This window comes from Streptomyces sp. CNT360, from assembly GCF_000424785.1.
Genome location: NZ_AUKO01000031.1, coordinates 74664 through 91646 on the forward strand (window position 1 = coordinate 74664; position 16983 = coordinate 91646).

Consider the following 16983-nt stretch of genomic DNA (forward strand, 5'->3'; position numbering starts at 1 on the left):
CTGTTCAGGCATGGCCCGCGTCTCGTCCGAACACCTGGAAGCCCGCCGTCGGCAGATCCTCGACGGCGCCCGCCGCTGCTTCCTGCGCAACGGCTTCCACGCCGCCTCCATGCAGGACGTCCTCAAGGAGAGCGGGCTGTCCGCCGGGGCCGTCTACCGGTACTTCCGCAGCAAGGAGGAGATCATCGCGGCCGTGGCCGGTGAGGCACTGGAGACCATCGGCGCCTCCTTCGAACGGGTCGCCGCCGCCGAGGTGCCGCCCACCCCCGACGAGTTGTTCTGCGAGGTCTTCGGCAGGCTCGGTGAGTCCATGGGGGCGCAGACGGACTCAAGGGAGCTGCCCCGCCTGCTGGTTCAGGTCTGGAGCGAGGGGCTGCGCAACCCCGAGCTGGCCGAGACGGTCAACGAGGCGTACGCCCGGCTGTCCGTCCAGTGGGCGCGCCTGGTCGAGGAGTACCAGGCGTGCGGCTGGGTGGACCCGCAGGCCAACACCGTTCATGTGGCCCGCACCCTGATCGGCGCGGTGCAGGGCTACTTCGTCCAGCAGGCGCTGTGGGGCGGCATCGCCCCTGAGGAGTTCGCGCAGGGGCTGCGGGCGCTGGTCTCGATGTCGGTACCGCCGCGCTCGGCCCCGGGTCCGACCGCCTGACCGCGCTCCGGGAGCCGCGGCCCCGCGAGTCGCCCCAGGCAAAGAGATGTTAATGCCACCGAAACAGTGCTGCCGTAATCTCCGGGGCACTTGAGGTCGTACTGTCTCATGTGTGATACATCTACCGGCGTGTGTCGTTGCCGCGGTGACCTGGGCGTTCCCGGGCTCGGCGACGACGGTGAGGTGGAACGTATGCAATTGACCCCGCACGAGCAGGAGCGGCTGCTCGTCCACGTCGCGGCCGACGTGGCGCAGCGGCGCAAGGACCGCGGTCTGCGGCTGAACCATCCCGAGGCGGTCGCCCTGATCACCGCGCACGTGCTGGAAGGCGCCCGCGACGGGCGCACCGTTGCCCAGTTGATGGAGTCCGGCCGCACCGTCCTCACCCGCGACGACGTCATGGAGGGTATTCCGGAGATGCTCCACGACGTCCAGGTCGAGGCGACGTTCCCCGACGGCACCAAGCTCGTCACCGTCCACGAGCCGATCGTCTGACCGCGCGCACGGAGGAGAGTCGCAGGCCATGATCCCCGGAGAGATCCTCTTCGCCGAGGAACCGGTTCCGGTCAACGAGGGCGCCGAGGTGACCCGGCTGACCGTTTTGAACTCCGCCGACCGCCCCGTCCAGGTCGGCTCCCACTACCACTTCGCCGAGGCCAACCCCGGACTGGACTTCGACCGCGAGTCCGCGCGGGGCAGGCGTCTCGACATCGCGGCCGGAACCGCCGTCCGCTTCGAGCCCGGCATCCCCGTCGATGTCGCCCTCGTGCCCATCGGCGGCCGGCGCCTCGTCGCCGGACTGCGTTCCGCCACAGGAGGCCCCCTCGATGCTTGAGCTGTCCCGCGCCGCCTACGCCGACCTGTTCGGCCCCACCACCGGCGACCGCGTACGGCTCGCCGACACCTCGCTCGTCGTCGAGATCGAGGACGACCTGTCCGGCGGCCCCGGGCGCTCCGGTGACGAGGCCGTCTTCGGCGGCGGCAAGGTCATCCGCGAATCCATGGGCCAGTCGCTGGTCACGCGTGCCGACGGCGCCCCCGACACGGTGATCACCGGGGCCCTGGTGCTCGACCACTGGGGCATCGTCAAGGCCGACGTCGGCATCCGTGACGGACGCGTCGTCGCGCTGGGCAAGGCCGGCAACCCCGACACCATGGACGGCGTCCACCCCGATCTGGTCATCGGGCCCGAGACCGAGATCATCGCGGGCAACGGCAAGATACTCACCGCCGGGGCGATCGACGCGCACGTCCACTTCATCTGCCCCGACCTCGTCGACGAGGCGCTGGCCTCCGGGATCACCACCCTGGTGGGTGGCGGCACCGGGCCCGCCGAGGGTTCCAAGGCCACCACCGTCACCCCCGGCGCCTGGCACACCGCCCGCACGCTGGAGGGCATGGACGGCATGCCGGTCAACGTCGGCCTGCTGGGCAAGGGCAACACCGTCTCGCGGGACGCGCTCCTGGCCCAACTGCGCGCCGGTGCCGTCGGTCTCAAGATCCACGAGGACTGGGGGGCCACTCCGGCCGCCATCGACGCGGCCCTCTCCGCCTGCGACGAGACCGGAGCCCAGGTCGCCATCCACACCGACACCCTCAACGAGGCCGGGTTCGTCGGCGACACCCTCGCCGCGATCGCCGGACGCGGCATCCACGCGTACCACACCGAAGGGGCAGGCGGCGGGCACGCGCCGGACATCATCACCGTCGTCGGCGAGGCCAACGTCCTCCCGTCCTCCACCAACCCGACGCGGCCGCACACCGTCAACACCATCGAGGAACACCTCGACATGCTGATGGTCTGCCACCACCTCAACCCGGCCGTTCCCGAGGACCTCGCCTTCGCCGAGTCCCGGATCCGGCCCAGCACCATCGCCGCCGAGGACGTGCTGCACGACCTGGGCGCCATCTCGATCATCTCCTCCGACTCGCAGGCCATGGGCCGCATCGGCGAGGTGGTGCTCCGCACGTGGCAGACCGCGCACGTGAACAAGGAGCGGTACGGTGCCCTGTCAGGCGACGGGCGTGCCGACAACCTACGGGCCCGTCGCTATGTCGCCAAATACACCATCAACCCGGCCGTCGCGCAGGGGATGGACGACGAGATCGGCTCCATCGAGCAGGGGAAACTCGCCGACCTGGTGCTGTGGGACCCGGCGTTCTTCGGGGTCAAGCCGCAACTCGTCATCAAGGGCGGACAGATCGCCTACGCGCAGGTCGGTGACGCCAACGCCTCCATCCCCACCCCGCAGCCGGTGCTGCCGCGCCCCATGTTCGGGGCCACGGGGCGCGCTCCCGGCGCCAACTCCGTCAACTTCGTCACCCGGTCCGCGCTCGACGACGGCCTGCCCGAACGGCTCGGCCTCGGCAAGCGGTTCGTCGCCATCCGCGACACCCGCCCCGTCACCAAGGCCGACATGCGCCGGAACGACGCCCGCCCCGACGTGCGGGTCGACCCCGACACCTTCACCGTCACGATCGACGGCACCCCGGTAGACCCCGCGCCGGCGAAGACCTTGCCGATGGCGCAGCGGTACTTCCTGTTCTGAGCACCGCCTGAGCAACACCCTTTTCCCCGCGGCACGAAGCGGAGGGAAACCATTGGAGGTCCCAGCATGAGCGGCACCGCCGCGTTGATGGTGCTCGCCGACGGCAGGTTCCCCGCCGGAGGGCACGCCCACTCCGGGGGCGCGGAGGCGGCCGTGAAGGCGGGCCGGATTCAGGACGCGGCGAGCCTGCACCGGTTCTGCGCGGGCCGGCTGCACACGGCAGGACTGGTGGCGGCGGCCCTCGCGGCAGCGGCCGCAGCGGGGACCGACCCCCTCGCCCTGGACGAGGCCGCCGATGCGCGCACCCCCTCCCCGGCGCTGCGCCGCACGGCACGCAAGCTGGGGCGCCAGATGATGCGCGCCGCCCGCGCCACCTGGCCGGGCCCCGAGCTCGACGTGCTGGCGGCGGCCCGGCCCAAGGGGGCGCACCAGCCGGTGGTGCTGGGCCTGGCGGCGCGCTCGGCGGGCCTGACCCCGGCGGACGCCGCCCGGGCCGCCGCGTACGAGAACGTGAGCGGACCGGCGACGGCGGCGGTCCGGCTGCTCGGTCTCGACCCGTTCGACGCCACCGCGGTGCTGGCCCGGCTCGCCCCCGCCATGGAGGAGGTGGCGCGGCGGGCCGAGACGGCGGGCCGGGGGCCCGTGGTGGACCTGCCGGCCGCCGCGGCGCCGCTGCTGGAGATCACCGCGGAGCAGCACGCGGCCTGGCCCGTACGCCTCTTCGCCTCCTGACCCCCCTCCGCACGCTCCCGCTCCAGGGCGCCTTGTCCCGCTGCTTGCGCCGCACCGATACCTCGTACACCTCGTACACCCCGCATCCCGAGGAGTGCCCCATGCACCTCGACCACTCCACCACCTACCCCGAGCGGCACAGCGCCTCCGCGATCCGGGACGACGGCAGCCGCAGGGCGCTCCGCATCGGCCTGGGCGGGCCCGTCGGCTCCGGCAAGACGGCGACCGTGGCGGCGCTGTGCCGGGCGCTGCGCGACCAGCTCTCCCTCGCCGTGGTCACCAACGACATCTACACCCGCGAGGACGCCGCCTTCCTGCTCCGCGAGGCCGTGCTGCCGCCCGAGCGGATCACCGCGGTGGAGACGGGCGCGTGCCCGCACACCGCTATCCGGGACGACATCTCCGCCAACCTGGAGGCCGTCGAGGACCTTGAGGACGAGGTCGGCCCGCTCGACCTGGTGCTGGTCGAGTCCGGCGGCGACAACCTGACCGCGACATTCTCCAAGGGCCTGGTCGACGCGCAGATCTTCGTCATCGACGTCGCCGGCGGCGACGACATCCCCCGCAAGGGCGGCCCGGGTGTCTCCACCGCCGACCTGCTGGTCGTCAACAAGACCGATCTGGCCCCCTACGTCGGCTCCGACCTGGCGGGCATGGAGCGGGACGCCAGGGAGCAGCGCGGCGAACTGCCGGTGATCCTCCAGTCGTTGCGCGGCGAGCCCGGCGTCGCACCGGTGGCCGGCTGGGTGCGCGACCGGCTCGCCGACTGGACGTCCCGGGCGGCCGCCGAGCCGGAAGCCGCGGCCCCCGCAGGGCACCCCGCATGACGACGGCGACAGCCCTGCCCGCCACCGGGGTCCGGGCCCTCGCCCGGATCACCGCGGCACCCGACGGGCGCGGCGGCACGGCGCTGCCGCTGCGCAGCGGCGAGGGACCGTTCGCGGTACGCCGTACCCGCTCGGCCGACCCCTCCCGGGCCCGCGTCACGCTCGTCGGAGCGATGAGCGCCCCGTTGGGCGGGGACCGGCTCGCCATCGAGACCCGGGTCGAAGCGGGCGCCGCGCTGCGGGTGGACGGCAGCGCCGCCACCCTCGCCCTGCCGGGCCGCACCGGCGACCCCGCCCACTGGGACGTGCGGCTCGACGTCGGCGCCGGGGGCCGCCTGCACTGGCTGCCCGAACCGCTGATCTCCGTGCGCGGGAGCGAGCTGCACCAGACCGTCCGCGCCGATCTCGCGCAGGGGGCCCGCCTCGTCCTGCGGGACGAGCAGGTGCTGGGCCGGGCGGGGGAGGAGCCGGGACGGCTCGCCGGTCGGCTGTCGGTCCACTACGCGGGGCGGCCGCTGCTCGACCAGCGGCTCGACTTCGGTCCCGGCGTGCCCGGCTGGGACGGCGGCGCCGTGCTGGGCGGGCACCGCGCGGTGGGGCAACTGCTCCTCGTCGACCCGGAGCTGGCCGACAAGCCGGAGGAGCCGCGCCAGGTGGGGGAGGGGGCCGCCGTCCTCCCGCTGGTTGGCCCGGCGGTACTGGTGACGGCCGCGGCGCCCGACGCGCTGCGCCTGCGGCGGGCACTGGACGCGGCGCTGACCTTCACTTCCTGGTGACGGTGGGTGCTCCGCACGGCCGGGCCGGGCGGGTGTCCGGCGCAAAGATACGTCTTGGTAAAGAACAGATCTCTACCCTGTCCCTTACTGCCTGTGAGGGACAAGGATCCCCCTGACACCACCACCGTGGTCACCGACCACCGCCGTCACACAAGCGGCAGCATCCGAAGGGGGATACGCACACGTGACCAGACGGAAGGCGGCGATAGCCGCCGCCGGCGCTCTCGCCGCCTCGGCCCTCACGGCAGGTCTCATCTCCACGCCGACCGCGTTCGCGGACGGGAGCGGCAACGACGCCCGGGCCACCGGGCGGCACGGCTCCGCCGAGGCCCGCGGGACGCAGCAGGCGGCCGCCCGCGCCGCCCGCGCCGGTATCGACTGGAAGGACTGCCCCGCGGACTGGGGCGCCAAGGACGGCGTCCAGTGCGGCTGGGTCACCGTTCCGGTCGACTACGCCAAGCCGAACGGCAAGAAGATCAAGCTCGCCGTGGACCGGGCGCGCAGCACCGGCGGCAAGAAGAAGCGGCAGGGCTCCCTCGTCTACAACCCGGGCGGCCCGGGCGGCTCCGGCCTCGCCTTCCCCAACCGGATCCCCGACAAGAACCCGCTGTGGGCCAACGCCGCCTCCGCCTACGACTTCGTCGGCTTCGACCCGCGCGGTGTCGGCCACTCCGCGCCGGTCTCCTGCGCCGACCCCCAGGAGTGGGTCAAGGCCCCCAAGGCGGACCCGGTGCCCGACAGCGAGGCCGACAAGCGCGCTCAGCGCAAGCTCGCCAAGGAGTACGCGGACGGCTGCAAGGAGCGCAGCGGTCCCCTCCTCGCCCAGTTGACCACGCCCAACGCGGCCCGCGACCTCGACGTCATCCGCGCCGCGCTCGGCGACAAGAAGCTCAACTACCTCGGTGTCTCCTACGGCACCTACATGGGCGCGGTCTACGCGGAGCTGTTCCCCGGCCACATCCGGCGGATGATCACGGACAGCATCGTCAACCCCTCGCCCGAGAAGATCTGGTACGACGTCAACCTCGACCAGAACATCGCCTTCCAGACGCGCTGGGAGGACTGGAAGAAGTGGGTCGCCAAGCACGACGACGTCTACGGCATCGGCACGACCCCCGACAAGGTCGAGGCCAAGTGGCGTGAGCTGCGGGCCACCGCGAAGAAAGACCCCGTCGGCGGCGTCGTCGGCCCGTCCGAACTGCTGGGTCTCTTCCAGAACGCTCCGTACTACGACTCCTCCTGGGCCCAGGTCGCCGCGGTGTGGTCGTCCTACCTCAACGGCGACGAGAAGCCGCTGGTCGAGGCGGCGGGCCCGGACATGTCCGACGTCGCGGGCAACGAGGCGAGCGAGAACAGCAACGCCGTCTACACCGCCGTCGAGTGCAACGACGCCCAGTGGCCGCGCAACTGGAAGACCTGGGACCGGGACAGCAGCAGGCTGCACGAGAAGTACCCGTTCCTCACCTGGTCCAACACCTGGATGAACTACCCGTGCGGCGTCTGGCCGCTCAAGCAGCACAAGGCGCTGGACATCCACGCCAAGACCTCCCACCCGGTGCTGATGGTCCAGGGCACCCGCGACGCGGCCACCCCGTACCCGGGCGGTGTCGAGCTGCACAAGCGGCTCAAGGGCTCCCGCCTGATCACCGAGAAGGACGCGGGCTCGCACGGCATCACCAACCTGGAGAACGCCTGCATCAACAAGCGCGTCGACGCCTACCTGCTGCAGGGCAAGGTGGACGCCAAGGACGTGACCTGCGCACCGCACGCCGAGCCGCAGCCGGAGAAGTCCGCGGCCAAGGCGAAGGCCAAGGCCGCGGACGTGCCCGCGACCACTCCGTGAGCGCGGAACCGACCGCTCACTGAGGGCCACAGCGCGCGGCGTGAGGGGCGGGCCGGACGACTCCGGCCCGCCCCTCCCCCGTTCCGCCGCTCACCTCCCCCGGGCGGCCAGCCAGCGGTCCTCGGCGGCATAGTCGAACAGCTCGCCCATCGGGTCGTAGGCCGCGGCCATCCCCGGCAACGCCTCGCGCCAGTCCCGGTCCTCGACGTGGCCGACCAGCCACTCCAGCGTCCCGGGCAGTGCCTGCTCGTACGTGGTCACGGGCCGGTAGCCCAACTCGCGCTCGGCCGCGGTCATGTCCAGCACGAGGGGAGAGGGCAGCGACCACGGAGTGCTGCCCAGCATCGGCTCCTCGGCGGGCGGCGCCCCCTCCAGCAGCACCGTCTCGCAGTCCCAGCCCAGCACCTGAGCGTGCAGCTCGGCGATCCGCGCGACGGTCGGCGCCTCGGGATCGGCCGCGTTGAGCGTCCGCGACCCCGGCGTGCGCGCGGCCAGCCGCACCAGCTCCGCGACGTTGTCCACGTGCACCGGATGGAACCGGCTCTCCCCGTTGTACGCCAGCATCCGCACCCGGCGCCCGTCCAGCCACCGCTTGACGAAGTACAGCTCACGCGGTGTGCGGCAGTGCGGCCCGTGGACCGCGCCCGCCCGCAGCATCGTGACCGGCAACCGGTCGCCCAGCGCCGTCAGTTCGTTCTCGACGAGCACCTTGCGCGCGCCGTAGTCCTCGCCGGGGCCCATGGTGCGGTACGTCTCCGGGATCGGCACCGGATAGCGCGGCCAGCCGTCCGGTTCGCTCTGCGTGGCGAAGCTGCGCCCCGCCTCGTCCTCGTACACCGCGCCGCTGGAAAGCACCACCGCGGACCCGAGGCGGCCGGCCAGCCCGGCGATCTGACGGGCGTGCCCGACGGTCATCGCCGTCACGTCCACCAGCAGGTCGTACCCGTCACCGACGGCCGCCGCCAGCGCACCCGGCTCGTCGCGGTCCACGGTGACCGTCTGCACCCCGGCGGGCCACCGCACCTCCACGGTCCGCCCGCGGGACGCCGCCGTCACCTCCCACCCGTGCTCGGCCAGCGCGCGCACCGTGGCCCGCCCGATCTGTCCCGTCGCACCCAGCACCAGGGCGCGTGCTCCGTTCACCATGGCGGCACGCTAAGGCGCCCGACACCAAGGCGGACAGGTGATTTCGCTGCTGACGAGTACGCTGACGGCGTAGCGCCCGGAGCTCACCGAGTGCGTACCGCCCGGCGGCGTCGGCGGCGTGCCCGTCCTCGCCGAGCGGTGTCAGCGGCGCGTCGTCCGCCGCCCCACGGGCCCCTTCGTCCGGCCCCGCGCCTGCTTCTGCCGGGACCGCTCCTCTTCCTGGGCGGCCTTCGCGTCGGGCGCGTACAGGTCCACGTACTCCTGGCCGGACAGCCGCATGATCTCGTGGATGATCTCGTCGGTGACGGCCCGCAGCACCGTCCGCTCGTTCTCCATGCCCGCGAACCGGGAGAAGTCCAGCGGCTCGCCGAACCGGATGGTGACCCGCCCCATGCGGGGCAGTTTGCGTCCCGGCGGCTGGAGTTCGAACGTGCCGACCATCGCACAGGGGACCACCCGGACCCCCGCGCCCAGGGCCATCGCCGCCACTCCGACCCGGCCCTTGTAGAGCCGCCCGTCGTGGGACCGGGTGCCCTCCGGGTAGATGCCGAGCAACTCGCCCTTGCGCAACACCCCCAGGCCCTCCTCGATCGCGGCCTGCCCCGCGCCCTTCCCCGAACGGTCGACGGGGATCTGCCCCACGCTGTGGAAGAAGGCCGCCGTCAGCCGCCCCTTGAGGCCCGGTCCCGTGAAGTACTCGGCCTTGGCGAGGAAGGTGATGCGGCGCTTGAGGATCGCCGGCATCACGAAGTGGTCGGAGAAGGACAGATGGTTGCCCGCCACGATCGCGGCGCCCTCGTCCGGGACGTTCTCCAACCCCTCGATGCGGGGCCGGAAGACGAGCCGCAGCAGCGGCCCCAGGAAGACGTATTTCAGTACGTAGTAGAACACGGGTCACCTCTGGCCGTGCCGTATCGGCCCAGCAAGGAATTCTTCGCAGGCAAGGGCCTGCGTGAGGGCCGTCGGTGCGCCCCTTCGGTACGACCGGACGTGAGAGGGCCTCATCGGATGCATGCTGACTCCTTGCCGAGTTCGCTGACGTGGCGTCAGCGCCTGCTGTCGCGCTCAGGCAGCGATCGTAATGCGCGAACGGCCCGAGCTCTCCCCCACAGCAGATGTGCACCCTGCTCGGCGACCTGTGGGCCGGCGCCCGGCGGTGGAGGCCGTGCAGACGGCTCCACCGCCGCAGCCGGGCCGGTGCCTACTCGTGGGCGCTGATCTCGCCTCCGGCGGTCAGCACGATGTACACGCCGTTGGCGGCGAGCCCGGCATCGCGCTGGTTCGCGTTCAGCGTGCCCGCCACCCCGTCGTGGCCGATGATCTGCGCGCGGTACCGCCCTTCGCCGGTCTTCGTGACCTTGGCCGTCCACCCGCCGTCGAGCTCGAACGTGCCCGGTCCGGTCTGACCGCCGCCCATCCAGGAGTGGACCTGGCCGTCCGGCGTGAGCACGACGAACATGTCGTTGGCGTCGAGCCCGGCGTCGTGGCCGTTCGTCTCCAGCGTGGCCAGCACGTCGCCATGGGCGATGATCTCGGCGCGGTAGCGCTGCGGACCGAGCTCGGAGATCTTGGCTGTGCTGCCGTCCGCCAGCTTCTGAGTGTGGTCCGAGGACGCCGCCTTGGCCGAGGTGGAGGGCGTGGAGGTGGGGTGCGCTGCGGGCGCCTCGGTCCGCCCCTTGGCCTTGGCGTCGCTGCCCGAGTCACCGTCACCGCTACCGGCGGACTGCGACTCGGAGACGGCTTGCGACTTCGGCGGGTCGGCGGCGGAGTCCTTGTCCCCGCCCTGGCAGGCGGTCAGCGAGAACGCCGCAGCGGCGGCCACGGCCACGAGGCCGGCGGAACGAACGGTACGGCGAGTACGGCGTGCGGTCATGATGAAAGTCCCCCAGGGGTCTCACGATGCGGCCGCTCCGCCTGCTCCGCAGGGTGCCCGGCCGCATCTGCTTTCCGTTGCACCCCGTGAGATGGCATGCCGGCAGGACTTGTTCACCGGATTCTGTCCGCAGTCCGTAACAGGCACGGATCCGGTGTGCCCGGCCGCGCGGGACCGCCCGTGGCCGGGCTCGCCCTCGCCACCACCGACCGAGTTGCCGTGTCCGGGCGGGGCGCCGAACCTGGAGGAGGCAGCGGGGAGCGCCCGTGCCTCGGTGCGAGGCGCGACGCCGAGCCGGGAGGTGCGACGTGACCCAGCAGATCCCCCGTACACAGCCGGCAGCCGGAGCGTGGCCCCGGCTCCGGGTGGCCGACTGGACCGACACCCGGGACACCCTGCACCTGTGGACGCAGATCGTCGGCAAGGTCCGGCTCGCACACGCACCGCTGGTCAACCACTGGTGGCAGGTCACGCTGTACGTCAGCCCGCGGGGACTGACCACCTCGGGCATCCCCTACGGCACCGGCGCCTTCGACATCGAGTTCGACTTCGTCGATCACCGGTTGCACCTGCGCAGCAGCACCGGGGAAACGCGCCACGTGCCCCTGGAGCCGCAACCGGTGGCCCTCTTCCACGAGCGGACCCTGCACGCGCTGGGCGAGCTGGGCATCGAGGCGCCGATCCAGTCCCACCCGAACGAGGTCGAGCCGGCGATCCCCTTCGCCGAGGACGTGCAACACGCCTCCTACGACCCCGAGGCCGCCCAGCTGTTCTGGCAGCAGCTCCTCCAGGCGGACCGGGTCATGGGCGAGTTCCGCGCGCGCTACATCGGCAAGGTCAGTCCCGTCCACTTCTTCTGGGGCGCCATGGACCTGGCCTGCACCCGGTTCTCCGGGCGCCCCGCGCCCCGGCACCCCGGTGGCGCGCCGCACTGCGGTGACTGGGTCATGGTCGAGGGCTACTCCCGCGAGCTGAGCAGCTGCGGCTTCTGGCCCGGCGGGGGAGAGGAGGGGGCGTTCTACGCGTACGCGTATCCCGAGCCCGACGGATTCCCCGACCACCCGGTCCGGCCGGCCGAGGCGTTCTACAGCGCGGAGAACGGCCAGTACCTGCTGCCGTACGAGGCGGTGCGCACCGCGCAGGACCCGGACCGCACGCTGCTGGCCTTCCTCCAGAGCACCTACGAGGCGGCCGCCGAGCGGGGCGGCTGGGACCGCCCCGCCCTGGAGACCGACCCCGGCCGGTGGAACGAGCACCGGTGAGCCACCGGCCGACCCGCTGGACGCCCCCTCACCCGCACGGCTGTCCGGGCGCGTCCCGCAGCCGGTGCCGTGCGACGGTGGAAGGGCACTCGTCGCCCCCGTGGAGGTATGACACGTGACATGCTTCGTCCGTCGCGATCTCGGATTGCTGACGCTGCGGCTGGGAACAGGCGGCGCGCTGTTCGCCCATGGCGCCCAGAAACTCTTCGGGTGGTTCGGAGGCCACGGTCTCCAGGGCACTGCCCAGTTCATGGAGTCGCTCGGCTACCGGCCGGGCAGGCGAAGCGCTCTCGCCTCCGGACTGGCCGAGGCCGGAGGCGGTGCCCTGCTCGCTCTCGGGCTCGCCACCCCCGCCGCAGGCGCGGCGGTCGTGGGCGGTATGACAGGCGCGGCCGCCGTGCACGCCCCCAACGGGTTCTTCAACACCTCCGGCGGCTACGAGCTGCCTGCGCTGTACGGCCTGGTCGGTGCCGGCCTCGCGGTGGCGGGACCGGGACGGTTCTCGCTGGACCACGCGAGCGGCCACCGCCTGAATCGCGGCTGGATGGCTCCCCTGGCCCTCGCGGTCGCGGCGGCCGCCGCCACCGCAGCGGTGGCCTCCCGGCAGCAGGAGCAACCCGCGCCCGAGGACACACCCGACGCACGGGAACCGATGCAGGAGGCTCCCGAGGACGAGTGAGGCGGGCCACGGCGGTCGGCACGGTCACCGCGGCGGCCTGAGCAGCCCACCGCGGCCGACGCCCGCGTCCGCGTCGCCGGGGTCCGTCGCACGACGGCCTCCCGGCGTTCCCGCTCCTCCACCGCGTCCCGTCCGGTACGTTCTGCCGGGCGCACCGACCGGGTGCGGCGGCTCGTGACGGCGCAGGGGAATGTCCCCGGACCGGATCATGGGGGAGGATGGGGCGCGCGTACGGCAGACCGTCCAGGAGCGAGACGATGAGTGGTCAGGACGAGGTGACTTCCCGGACCGGCGCGCTGCGCCGGGCGATGCGCGGACGGGACCCGGGGGAGGAGCACCGGGCCTCCACGCCGCTGGAGTTGCTGTTCGACCTGACCTTCGTGGTCGCCGTCTCGCAGGCGGCGGCCGAACTGCACCACGCGCTCGCCGAAGGGCATGTCGGCTCGGGACTTGCCGGGTACGCCGCCGTCTTCTTCGCCATCTGGTGGGCGTGGATGAACTTCACCTGGTTCGCCTCCGCCTACGACACCGACGACGTGCCCTACCGCGTGCTGACGCTTCTGCAGATGGCGGGCGTGCTGGTGCTGGCCGCCGGCGTGCCGGACGCGTTCGGCGGCGACTTCACCCTCGTCGTGGCCGGCTACGTCCTGATGCGGCTGGCGATGATCGCGCAGTGGCTGCGGGCCGCGGCGCAGCACGCCCAGGGGCGTAGCGGCGCGCTGCGGTACGCCGCGGGGATCGCTGTGGTGCAGATCGGCTGGGTCGCCCGGCTGTGGGCCTCCGGCGTGTGGGCGCCGGTGACCTTCGTGGTGCTCGTCGTCGCGGAGCTCGCCGTACCGGCCTGGGCGGAGGCACGGGGATTCCGCACCAGCTGGCACCCCGGGCACATCGCCGAACGGTACGGGTTGTTCACCATCATCGTGCTCGGCGAGGTCATCCTGGCCAGCCTCACGGCCGTCCAGTCCGCCGTCACCGAACGCGGCCTGTCCGCCCATGTCCTGCTGATCGCCGTGGGCGGCCTGCTGCTGGTGTTCGCCCTGTGGTGGATCTACTTCTCCGGGGCCGACGTCACTCTGGGCAGCCTGCACACCGCACTGACCTGGGGGTACGGGCACTACGTCGTCTTCGCCGCCCTCGCCGCGCTGGGTGCGGGGCTGGAGGCCGCCCTGGGCGTCACGGAGCACCACGCCCACCTCACCGAGCAGGCCGCGGGCCTCGCCGTGGCCGTGCCCGTGGTGATCGTGCTGCTGCTGGTCGGTGTGCTGCACCGGGTGACCCGGACCGGCGCCGTCGGGCACGGACTGCTGGTGGCGGCGGGCGCGCTCGTCGTCCTGGCGCTCGGCTTCAGCGCTCCCGTGCTCGGCGTCGGCGGAGCGGTGCTGGGCATGGGGCTGGCGACCGCCGCGACGCTGGCCGCCAACGTCACCGTCTTCCGCCACCGCACGGCGAGCGACCGATGAGGGCGCCCCCCGCTCCCGCGGGCCGGTCCGGCGCGGCCGCTGCTCCTCGCGGGACAGCGTGAGCAGCACCAGCAGCACGACGAGATCGTCTCCCCCTCATGCGGAGCTGCGCCCCGCCCTTTATCATCGACGACCATGGCGCACGCTGATGAGCTGCTCGCCGACATCGCGGCGAAGGTCGAGACCGAGCACACCAATCAGATGTCCCTCACCGTCGTGGTGCCCGGTGCCGTCATCACGGGCCGCCTCGCACCGGAGAGGATGTGGCGGCAGCGAGTGGCCGAGGTGCTGCGGGACTCCCAGCGGCTCGGACCGTTCGCTGCCACATTCATGGGTCCCGGCGAGGAGACCGTACCCCGGCGGACCGGCCCGCCCGACTATCTGCACTTCCACGTGGCCCGGATCCTCCAGGGCTCCGTCGGCATTCCCGAGACCGGCGGGATGTACCGGATCGCCATCAAGGACGTGAGCGCCTGGACGATGGGGGAGCTGAGCTACTCCGACCAGTGAACGCCCTCACACGGTCCGGCAACGCGGCTGCGCGCTCCGGCGCAGCCGCGTCGTACCGGGCCGTGTGACCGGTCAGGAATCGAGAAGCGGGCCGCCCCCGCCCGGCCGTAGCGTGAGCCCCATGGACAACACGCTGTCGCAGGGCTCCACCGCCGCCGACGATCCCGCCGGGCAGTCGCCCGCACGGCCTTCCCACCGCGCCGACAGCCATGCCCTGATCCGCGTGCACGGAGCGCGCGAGAACAACCTGCGGAACGTCCATGTCGAGATTCCGAAGCGCCGGCTGACGGTGTTCACGGGCGTCTCGGGGTCGGGCAAGAGCTCTCTGGTCTTCGACACGATCGCCGCGGAGTCCCAGCGGCTGATCAACGAGACCTACAGCGCCTTCGTGCAGGGTTTCCTGCCCGCCCTGGCCCGGCCCGACGTCGATGTGCTCGACGGACTGACCACGGCGATCATCGTCGACCAGGAGCCGATGGGGGCCGACGCCCGCTCCACGGTCGGCACCGCCACCGACGCCAACGCGATGCTGCGCATCCTCTTCAGCCGGCTCGGCCGGCCGTCCGCCGGGCCGCCCAACGCGTACTCCTTCAACGTCCCCTCGGTCCGGGCGAAGGGCGCGATCACCGTCGAACGCGGCGGCGGCCGAACCGTGCGGGCGAACTACTCCCGCGCCGGCGGCATGTGTCCGCGCTGCGAGGGCCGGGGCACCGTCTCCGACCTCGACCTGACCCAGCTCTACGACGACTCCACATCGCTTTCCGGGGGCGCCCTCTCCGTCCCCGGCTACAAGGCGGGCGGCTGGAACCACCGGCTCTACAGCGCGTCCGGCCTCGTCGACCCGGACAAGCCGATCCGCGACTACACCGGGACCGAGCTGCACGACTTCCTGCACCGCGAGCCGACCAGGATGAGGATCGCGGGCATCAACATGACGTACGAGGGGCTGATCCCCCGGATCCGCAAGTCGATGCTGAGCAAGGACAGGGAGGCGATGCAGCCGCACATCAGGGAGTTCGTGGACCGGGCGGTCACCTTCACCGACTGTCCGGAATGCGAGGGCACCCGGCTCAGCGAGGCGGCCCGGTCCTCGAAGATCGGCGCGCTCTCCATCGCCGGTGCGTGCGCGATGCAGATCAGCGACCTGGCCGACCGGGTCCGCGAGTTCGACGCCCCCGCCGACGGTACGTCCGGCACAGGGCAACCGACGGTGGCCCCGCTGCTCGACGCGCTGCTGCGCACGCTCGACTCGCTCGTGGAGATCGGCCTGGGCTACCTCACGCTCGACCGGCCGTCGGGCACGCTGTCGGGCGGCGAGGCGCAGCGCGTCAAGATGGTCCGTCACCTCGGCTCCTCGCTCACCGACGTCACCTACGTCTTCGACGAGCCCACCGCGGGCCTGCACCCTCACGACATCCAGCGCATGAACGATTTGCTGCTGAGGCTGCGGGACAAGGGCAACACGGTGCTGGTCGTGGAGCACAAGCCGGAGACGATCGCGATCGCCGACCACGTCGTCGATCTCGGCCCCGGCGCCGGTACCGCAGGCGGAACCGTCTGTTTCGAGGGGACCGTCGAGGGGCTGCGGACCGGCGGCACCCTCACCGGCCGCCACTTCGACGACCGGGCCGAACTGAAGAAGGCGGTGCGTGAGCCGACCGGCGCGTTGCAGATCCGGGGCGCGGCGACGCACAACCTGCGCGACGTGGACGTCGACATCCCACTCGGGGTGCTCGCCGTCGTCACCGGCGTCGCGGGCTCCGGCAAGAGCTCGCTCGTGCACGGGTCGTTGCCTGACCGGGCCGAGGCTGCCGGGCAGGACGGGTCCGGGACGGAAAGCATGGCAGGGCGCGTGGTGTCCATCGACCAGGGCGCGATCCGCGGTTCACGGCGGAGCAACCCGGCCACGTACACCGGGCTGCTCGACCCGATCCGCAATGCGTTCGCGAAGGCCAACGGCGTCAAACCGGCACTGTTCAGCGCCAACTCGGAAGGCGCCTGCCCCGAGTGCAACGGGGCCGGGGTCGTCTACACCGACCTCGCGATGATGGCCGGCGTCGCCACCACCTGCGAGGAGTGCGAGGGGCGGCGGTTCCAGACGTCGGTGCTGGAGTACCACTTCGGTGGCCGTGACATCAGCGAGGTGCTCGCGATGACGGTCGCCGAAGCGGGGGAGTTCTTCGGCGCGGGCGAGGCCCGGGTACCCGCCGCGCAGCGCATCCTCAGCCGGCTCGCCGACGTGGGACTCGGCTACCTCACCCTCGGGCAGCCGCTCACGACACTGTCCGGCGGCGAACGGCAGCGGCTGAAGCTGGCGACCCACATGGCGGAGAAGGGCGGCGTCTACATCCTCGACGAGCCCACCACGGGCCTCCACCTCGCCGACGTCGAGCAGTTGCTGGGCCTGCTCGACCAGCTCGTCGACTCCGGCAAGTCGGTGATCGTCGTCGAGCACCATCAGGCGGTCATGGCGCACGCCGACTGGATCATCGACCTCGGCCCCGGCGCCGGCCACGACGGCGGCCGGATCGTCTTCGAGGGGCCCCCGGCCGGCCTCGTCGCCGACCGCTCCACCCTCACCGGGCAGCACCTGGCGGCCTACGTCGGAGCCTGACGCGTGCCGCCGTCGGCTGCCCGACGACGGCAACCGGTCGCCGGTGGCCCTTCCACATGGCAG

The 16983-nt window shown here is 72.3% G+C and carries 16 protein-coding genes; 13 read left to right on the forward strand and 3 right to left on the reverse strand.

Annotated elements, in window-relative coordinates; translation table 11 throughout:
* Positions 1-10 precede the first annotated feature (10 nt).
* The 8 genes from H297_RS0123205 (at position 11) to H297_RS0123240 (ending at position 7376) form a co-directional block, all read left to right on the forward strand.
* The gene (locus H297_RS0123205) at positions 11-649 is read left to right on the forward strand and encodes a TetR/AcrR family transcriptional regulator (protein WP_027739004.1); all 639 of its coding nucleotides are present in this window, start codon (positions 11-13) and stop codon (positions 647-649) included.
* Between the two features lie 192 nt (positions 650-841).
* On the forward strand, positions 842-1144 hold the full coding sequence (locus tag H297_RS0123210) for an urease subunit gamma (protein ID WP_027739005.1): 303 nt from the start codon (positions 842-844) through the stop codon (positions 1142-1144).
* 28 nt (positions 1145-1172) lie between these two features.
* Complete coding sequence (locus tag H297_RS0123215; protein ID WP_027739006.1) at positions 1173-1484, forward strand: urease subunit beta; 312 nt, start codon at positions 1173-1175, stop codon at positions 1482-1484.
* Positions 1477-3198: an urease subunit alpha gene (locus tag H297_RS0123220; RefSeq protein ID WP_027739007.1), complete on the forward strand. Its 1722-nt coding sequence runs from the start codon at positions 1477-1479 to the stop codon at positions 3196-3198. The genes H297_RS0123215 and H297_RS0123220 overlap by 8 nt, the downstream gene beginning before the upstream one ends.
* 66 nt (positions 3199-3264) lie before the next feature.
* Positions 3265-3930: an urease accessory UreF family protein gene (locus tag H297_RS0123225; RefSeq protein WP_027739008.1), complete on the forward strand. Its 666-nt coding sequence runs from the start codon at positions 3265-3267 to the stop codon at positions 3928-3930.
* 101 nt (positions 3931-4031) lie between these two features.
* Positions 4032-4757, forward strand: a complete 726-nt coding sequence (gene ureG / locus H297_RS0123230; protein WP_027739009.1) for an urease accessory protein UreG — start codon at positions 4032-4034, stop codon at positions 4755-4757.
* Entirely contained in the window at positions 4754-5533 is a 780-nt protein-coding gene (locus H297_RS0123235) for an urease accessory protein UreD (protein WP_027739010.1), read from the forward strand. Before ureG ends, H297_RS0123235 begins: the two co-directional genes overlap by 4 nt.
* Before the next feature lie 184 nt (positions 5534-5717).
* Positions 5718-7376: an alpha/beta hydrolase gene (locus H297_RS0123240; protein ID WP_027739011.1), complete on the forward strand. Its 1659-nt coding sequence runs from the start codon at positions 5718-5720 to the stop codon at positions 7374-7376.
* A gap of 90 nt (positions 7377-7466) precedes the next feature.
* Here H297_RS0123240 and H297_RS0123245 read toward each other — a convergent pair whose 3' ends face one another.
* From H297_RS0123245 to H297_RS0123255, 3 genes are all read right to left on the reverse strand, one after another.
* On the reverse strand, positions 7467-8522 hold the full coding sequence (locus H297_RS0123245; protein WP_078514484.1) for an NAD-dependent epimerase/dehydratase family protein: 1056 nt from the start codon (positions 8520-8522) through the stop codon (positions 7467-7469).
* A 141-nt stretch (positions 8523-8663) separates the two neighbouring features.
* Entirely contained in the window at positions 8664-9413 is a 750-nt protein-coding gene (locus tag H297_RS0123250) for a lysophospholipid acyltransferase family protein (protein ID WP_027739013.1), read from the reverse strand.
* A gap of 310 nt (positions 9414-9723) precedes the next feature.
* Positions 9724-10395 (reverse strand): hypothetical protein, encoded by a 672-nt coding sequence (locus H297_RS0123255; protein WP_027739014.1) that lies wholly within the window; start codon positions 10393-10395, stop codon positions 9724-9726.
* Positions 10396-10703: 308 nt separating this feature from the next.
* Here H297_RS0123255 and H297_RS0123260 point away from each other — a divergent pair, with 308 nt between their 5' ends.
* From H297_RS0123260 to H297_RS0123280, 5 genes are all read left to right on the forward strand, one after another.
* Positions 10704-11657 (forward strand): DUF5996 family protein, encoded by a 954-nt coding sequence (locus tag H297_RS0123260; protein ID WP_078514486.1) that lies wholly within the window; start codon positions 10704-10706, stop codon positions 11655-11657.
* A gap of 115 nt (positions 11658-11772) precedes the next feature.
* Positions 11773-12336, forward strand: a complete 564-nt coding sequence (locus H297_RS0123265; protein WP_027739016.1) for a DoxX family protein — start codon at positions 11773-11775, stop codon at positions 12334-12336.
* Between the two features lie 257 nt (positions 12337-12593).
* Positions 12594-13796 (forward strand): low temperature requirement protein A, encoded by a 1203-nt coding sequence (locus H297_RS37990; protein WP_051352098.1) that lies wholly within the window; start codon positions 12594-12596, stop codon positions 13794-13796.
* Positions 13797-13931: 135 nt separating this feature from the next.
* Positions 13932-14306, forward strand: a complete 375-nt coding sequence (locus H297_RS0123275; RefSeq protein ID WP_027739017.1) for a hypothetical protein — start codon at positions 13932-13934, stop codon at positions 14304-14306.
* Positions 14307-14427: 121 nt separating this feature from the next.
* Complete coding sequence (locus tag H297_RS0123280) at positions 14428-16920, forward strand: excinuclease ABC subunit UvrA (protein WP_051352099.1); 2493 nt, start codon at positions 14428-14430, stop codon at positions 16918-16920.
* The last annotated feature ends 63 nt before the right edge of the window (positions 16921-16983 follow it).

Excerpts from the sequence above, each read along its gene's own strand:
- ureG (WP_027739009.1), top strand. The coding sequence starts at position 4,032 with ATGCACCTCGACCACTCCACCACCTACCCCGAGCGGCACAGCGCCTCC.
- H297_RS0123215 (WP_027739006.1), top strand. The coding sequence starts at position 1,173 with ATGATCCCCGGAGAGATCCTCTTCGCCGAGGAACCGGTTCCGGTCAAC.
- H297_RS0123255 (WP_027739014.1), bottom strand. The coding sequence starts at position 10,395 with ATGACCGCACGCCGTACTCGCCGTACCGTTCGTTCCGCCGGCCTCGTG.
- H297_RS0123210 (WP_027739005.1), top strand. The coding sequence starts at position 842 with ATGCAATTGACCCCGCACGAGCAGGAGCGGCTGCTCGTCCACGTCGCG.
- H297_RS0123220 (WP_027739007.1), top strand. The coding sequence starts at position 1,477 with ATGCTTGAGCTGTCCCGCGCCGCCTACGCCGACCTGTTCGGCCCCACC.
- H297_RS0123280 (WP_051352099.1), top strand. The coding sequence starts at position 14,428 with ATGGACAACACGCTGTCGCAGGGCTCCACCGCCGCCGACGATCCCGCC.
- H297_RS0123245 (WP_078514484.1), bottom strand. The coding sequence starts at position 8,522 with ATGGTGAACGGAGCACGCGCCCTGGTGCTGGGTGCGACGGGACAGATC.
- H297_RS0123225 (WP_027739008.1), top strand. The coding sequence starts at position 3,265 with ATGAGCGGCACCGCCGCGTTGATGGTGCTCGCCGACGGCAGGTTCCCC.
- H297_RS37990 (WP_051352098.1), top strand. The coding sequence starts at position 12,594 with ATGAGTGGTCAGGACGAGGTGACTTCCCGGACCGGCGCGCTGCGCCGG.
- H297_RS0123235 (WP_027739010.1), top strand. The coding sequence starts at position 4,754 with ATGACGACGGCGACAGCCCTGCCCGCCACCGGGGTCCGGGCCCTCGCC.
- H297_RS0123205 (WP_027739004.1), top strand. The coding sequence starts at position 11 with ATGGCCCGCGTCTCGTCCGAACACCTGGAAGCCCGCCGTCGGCAGATC.
- H297_RS0123275 (WP_027739017.1), top strand. The coding sequence starts at position 13,932 with ATGGCGCACGCTGATGAGCTGCTCGCCGACATCGCGGCGAAGGTCGAG.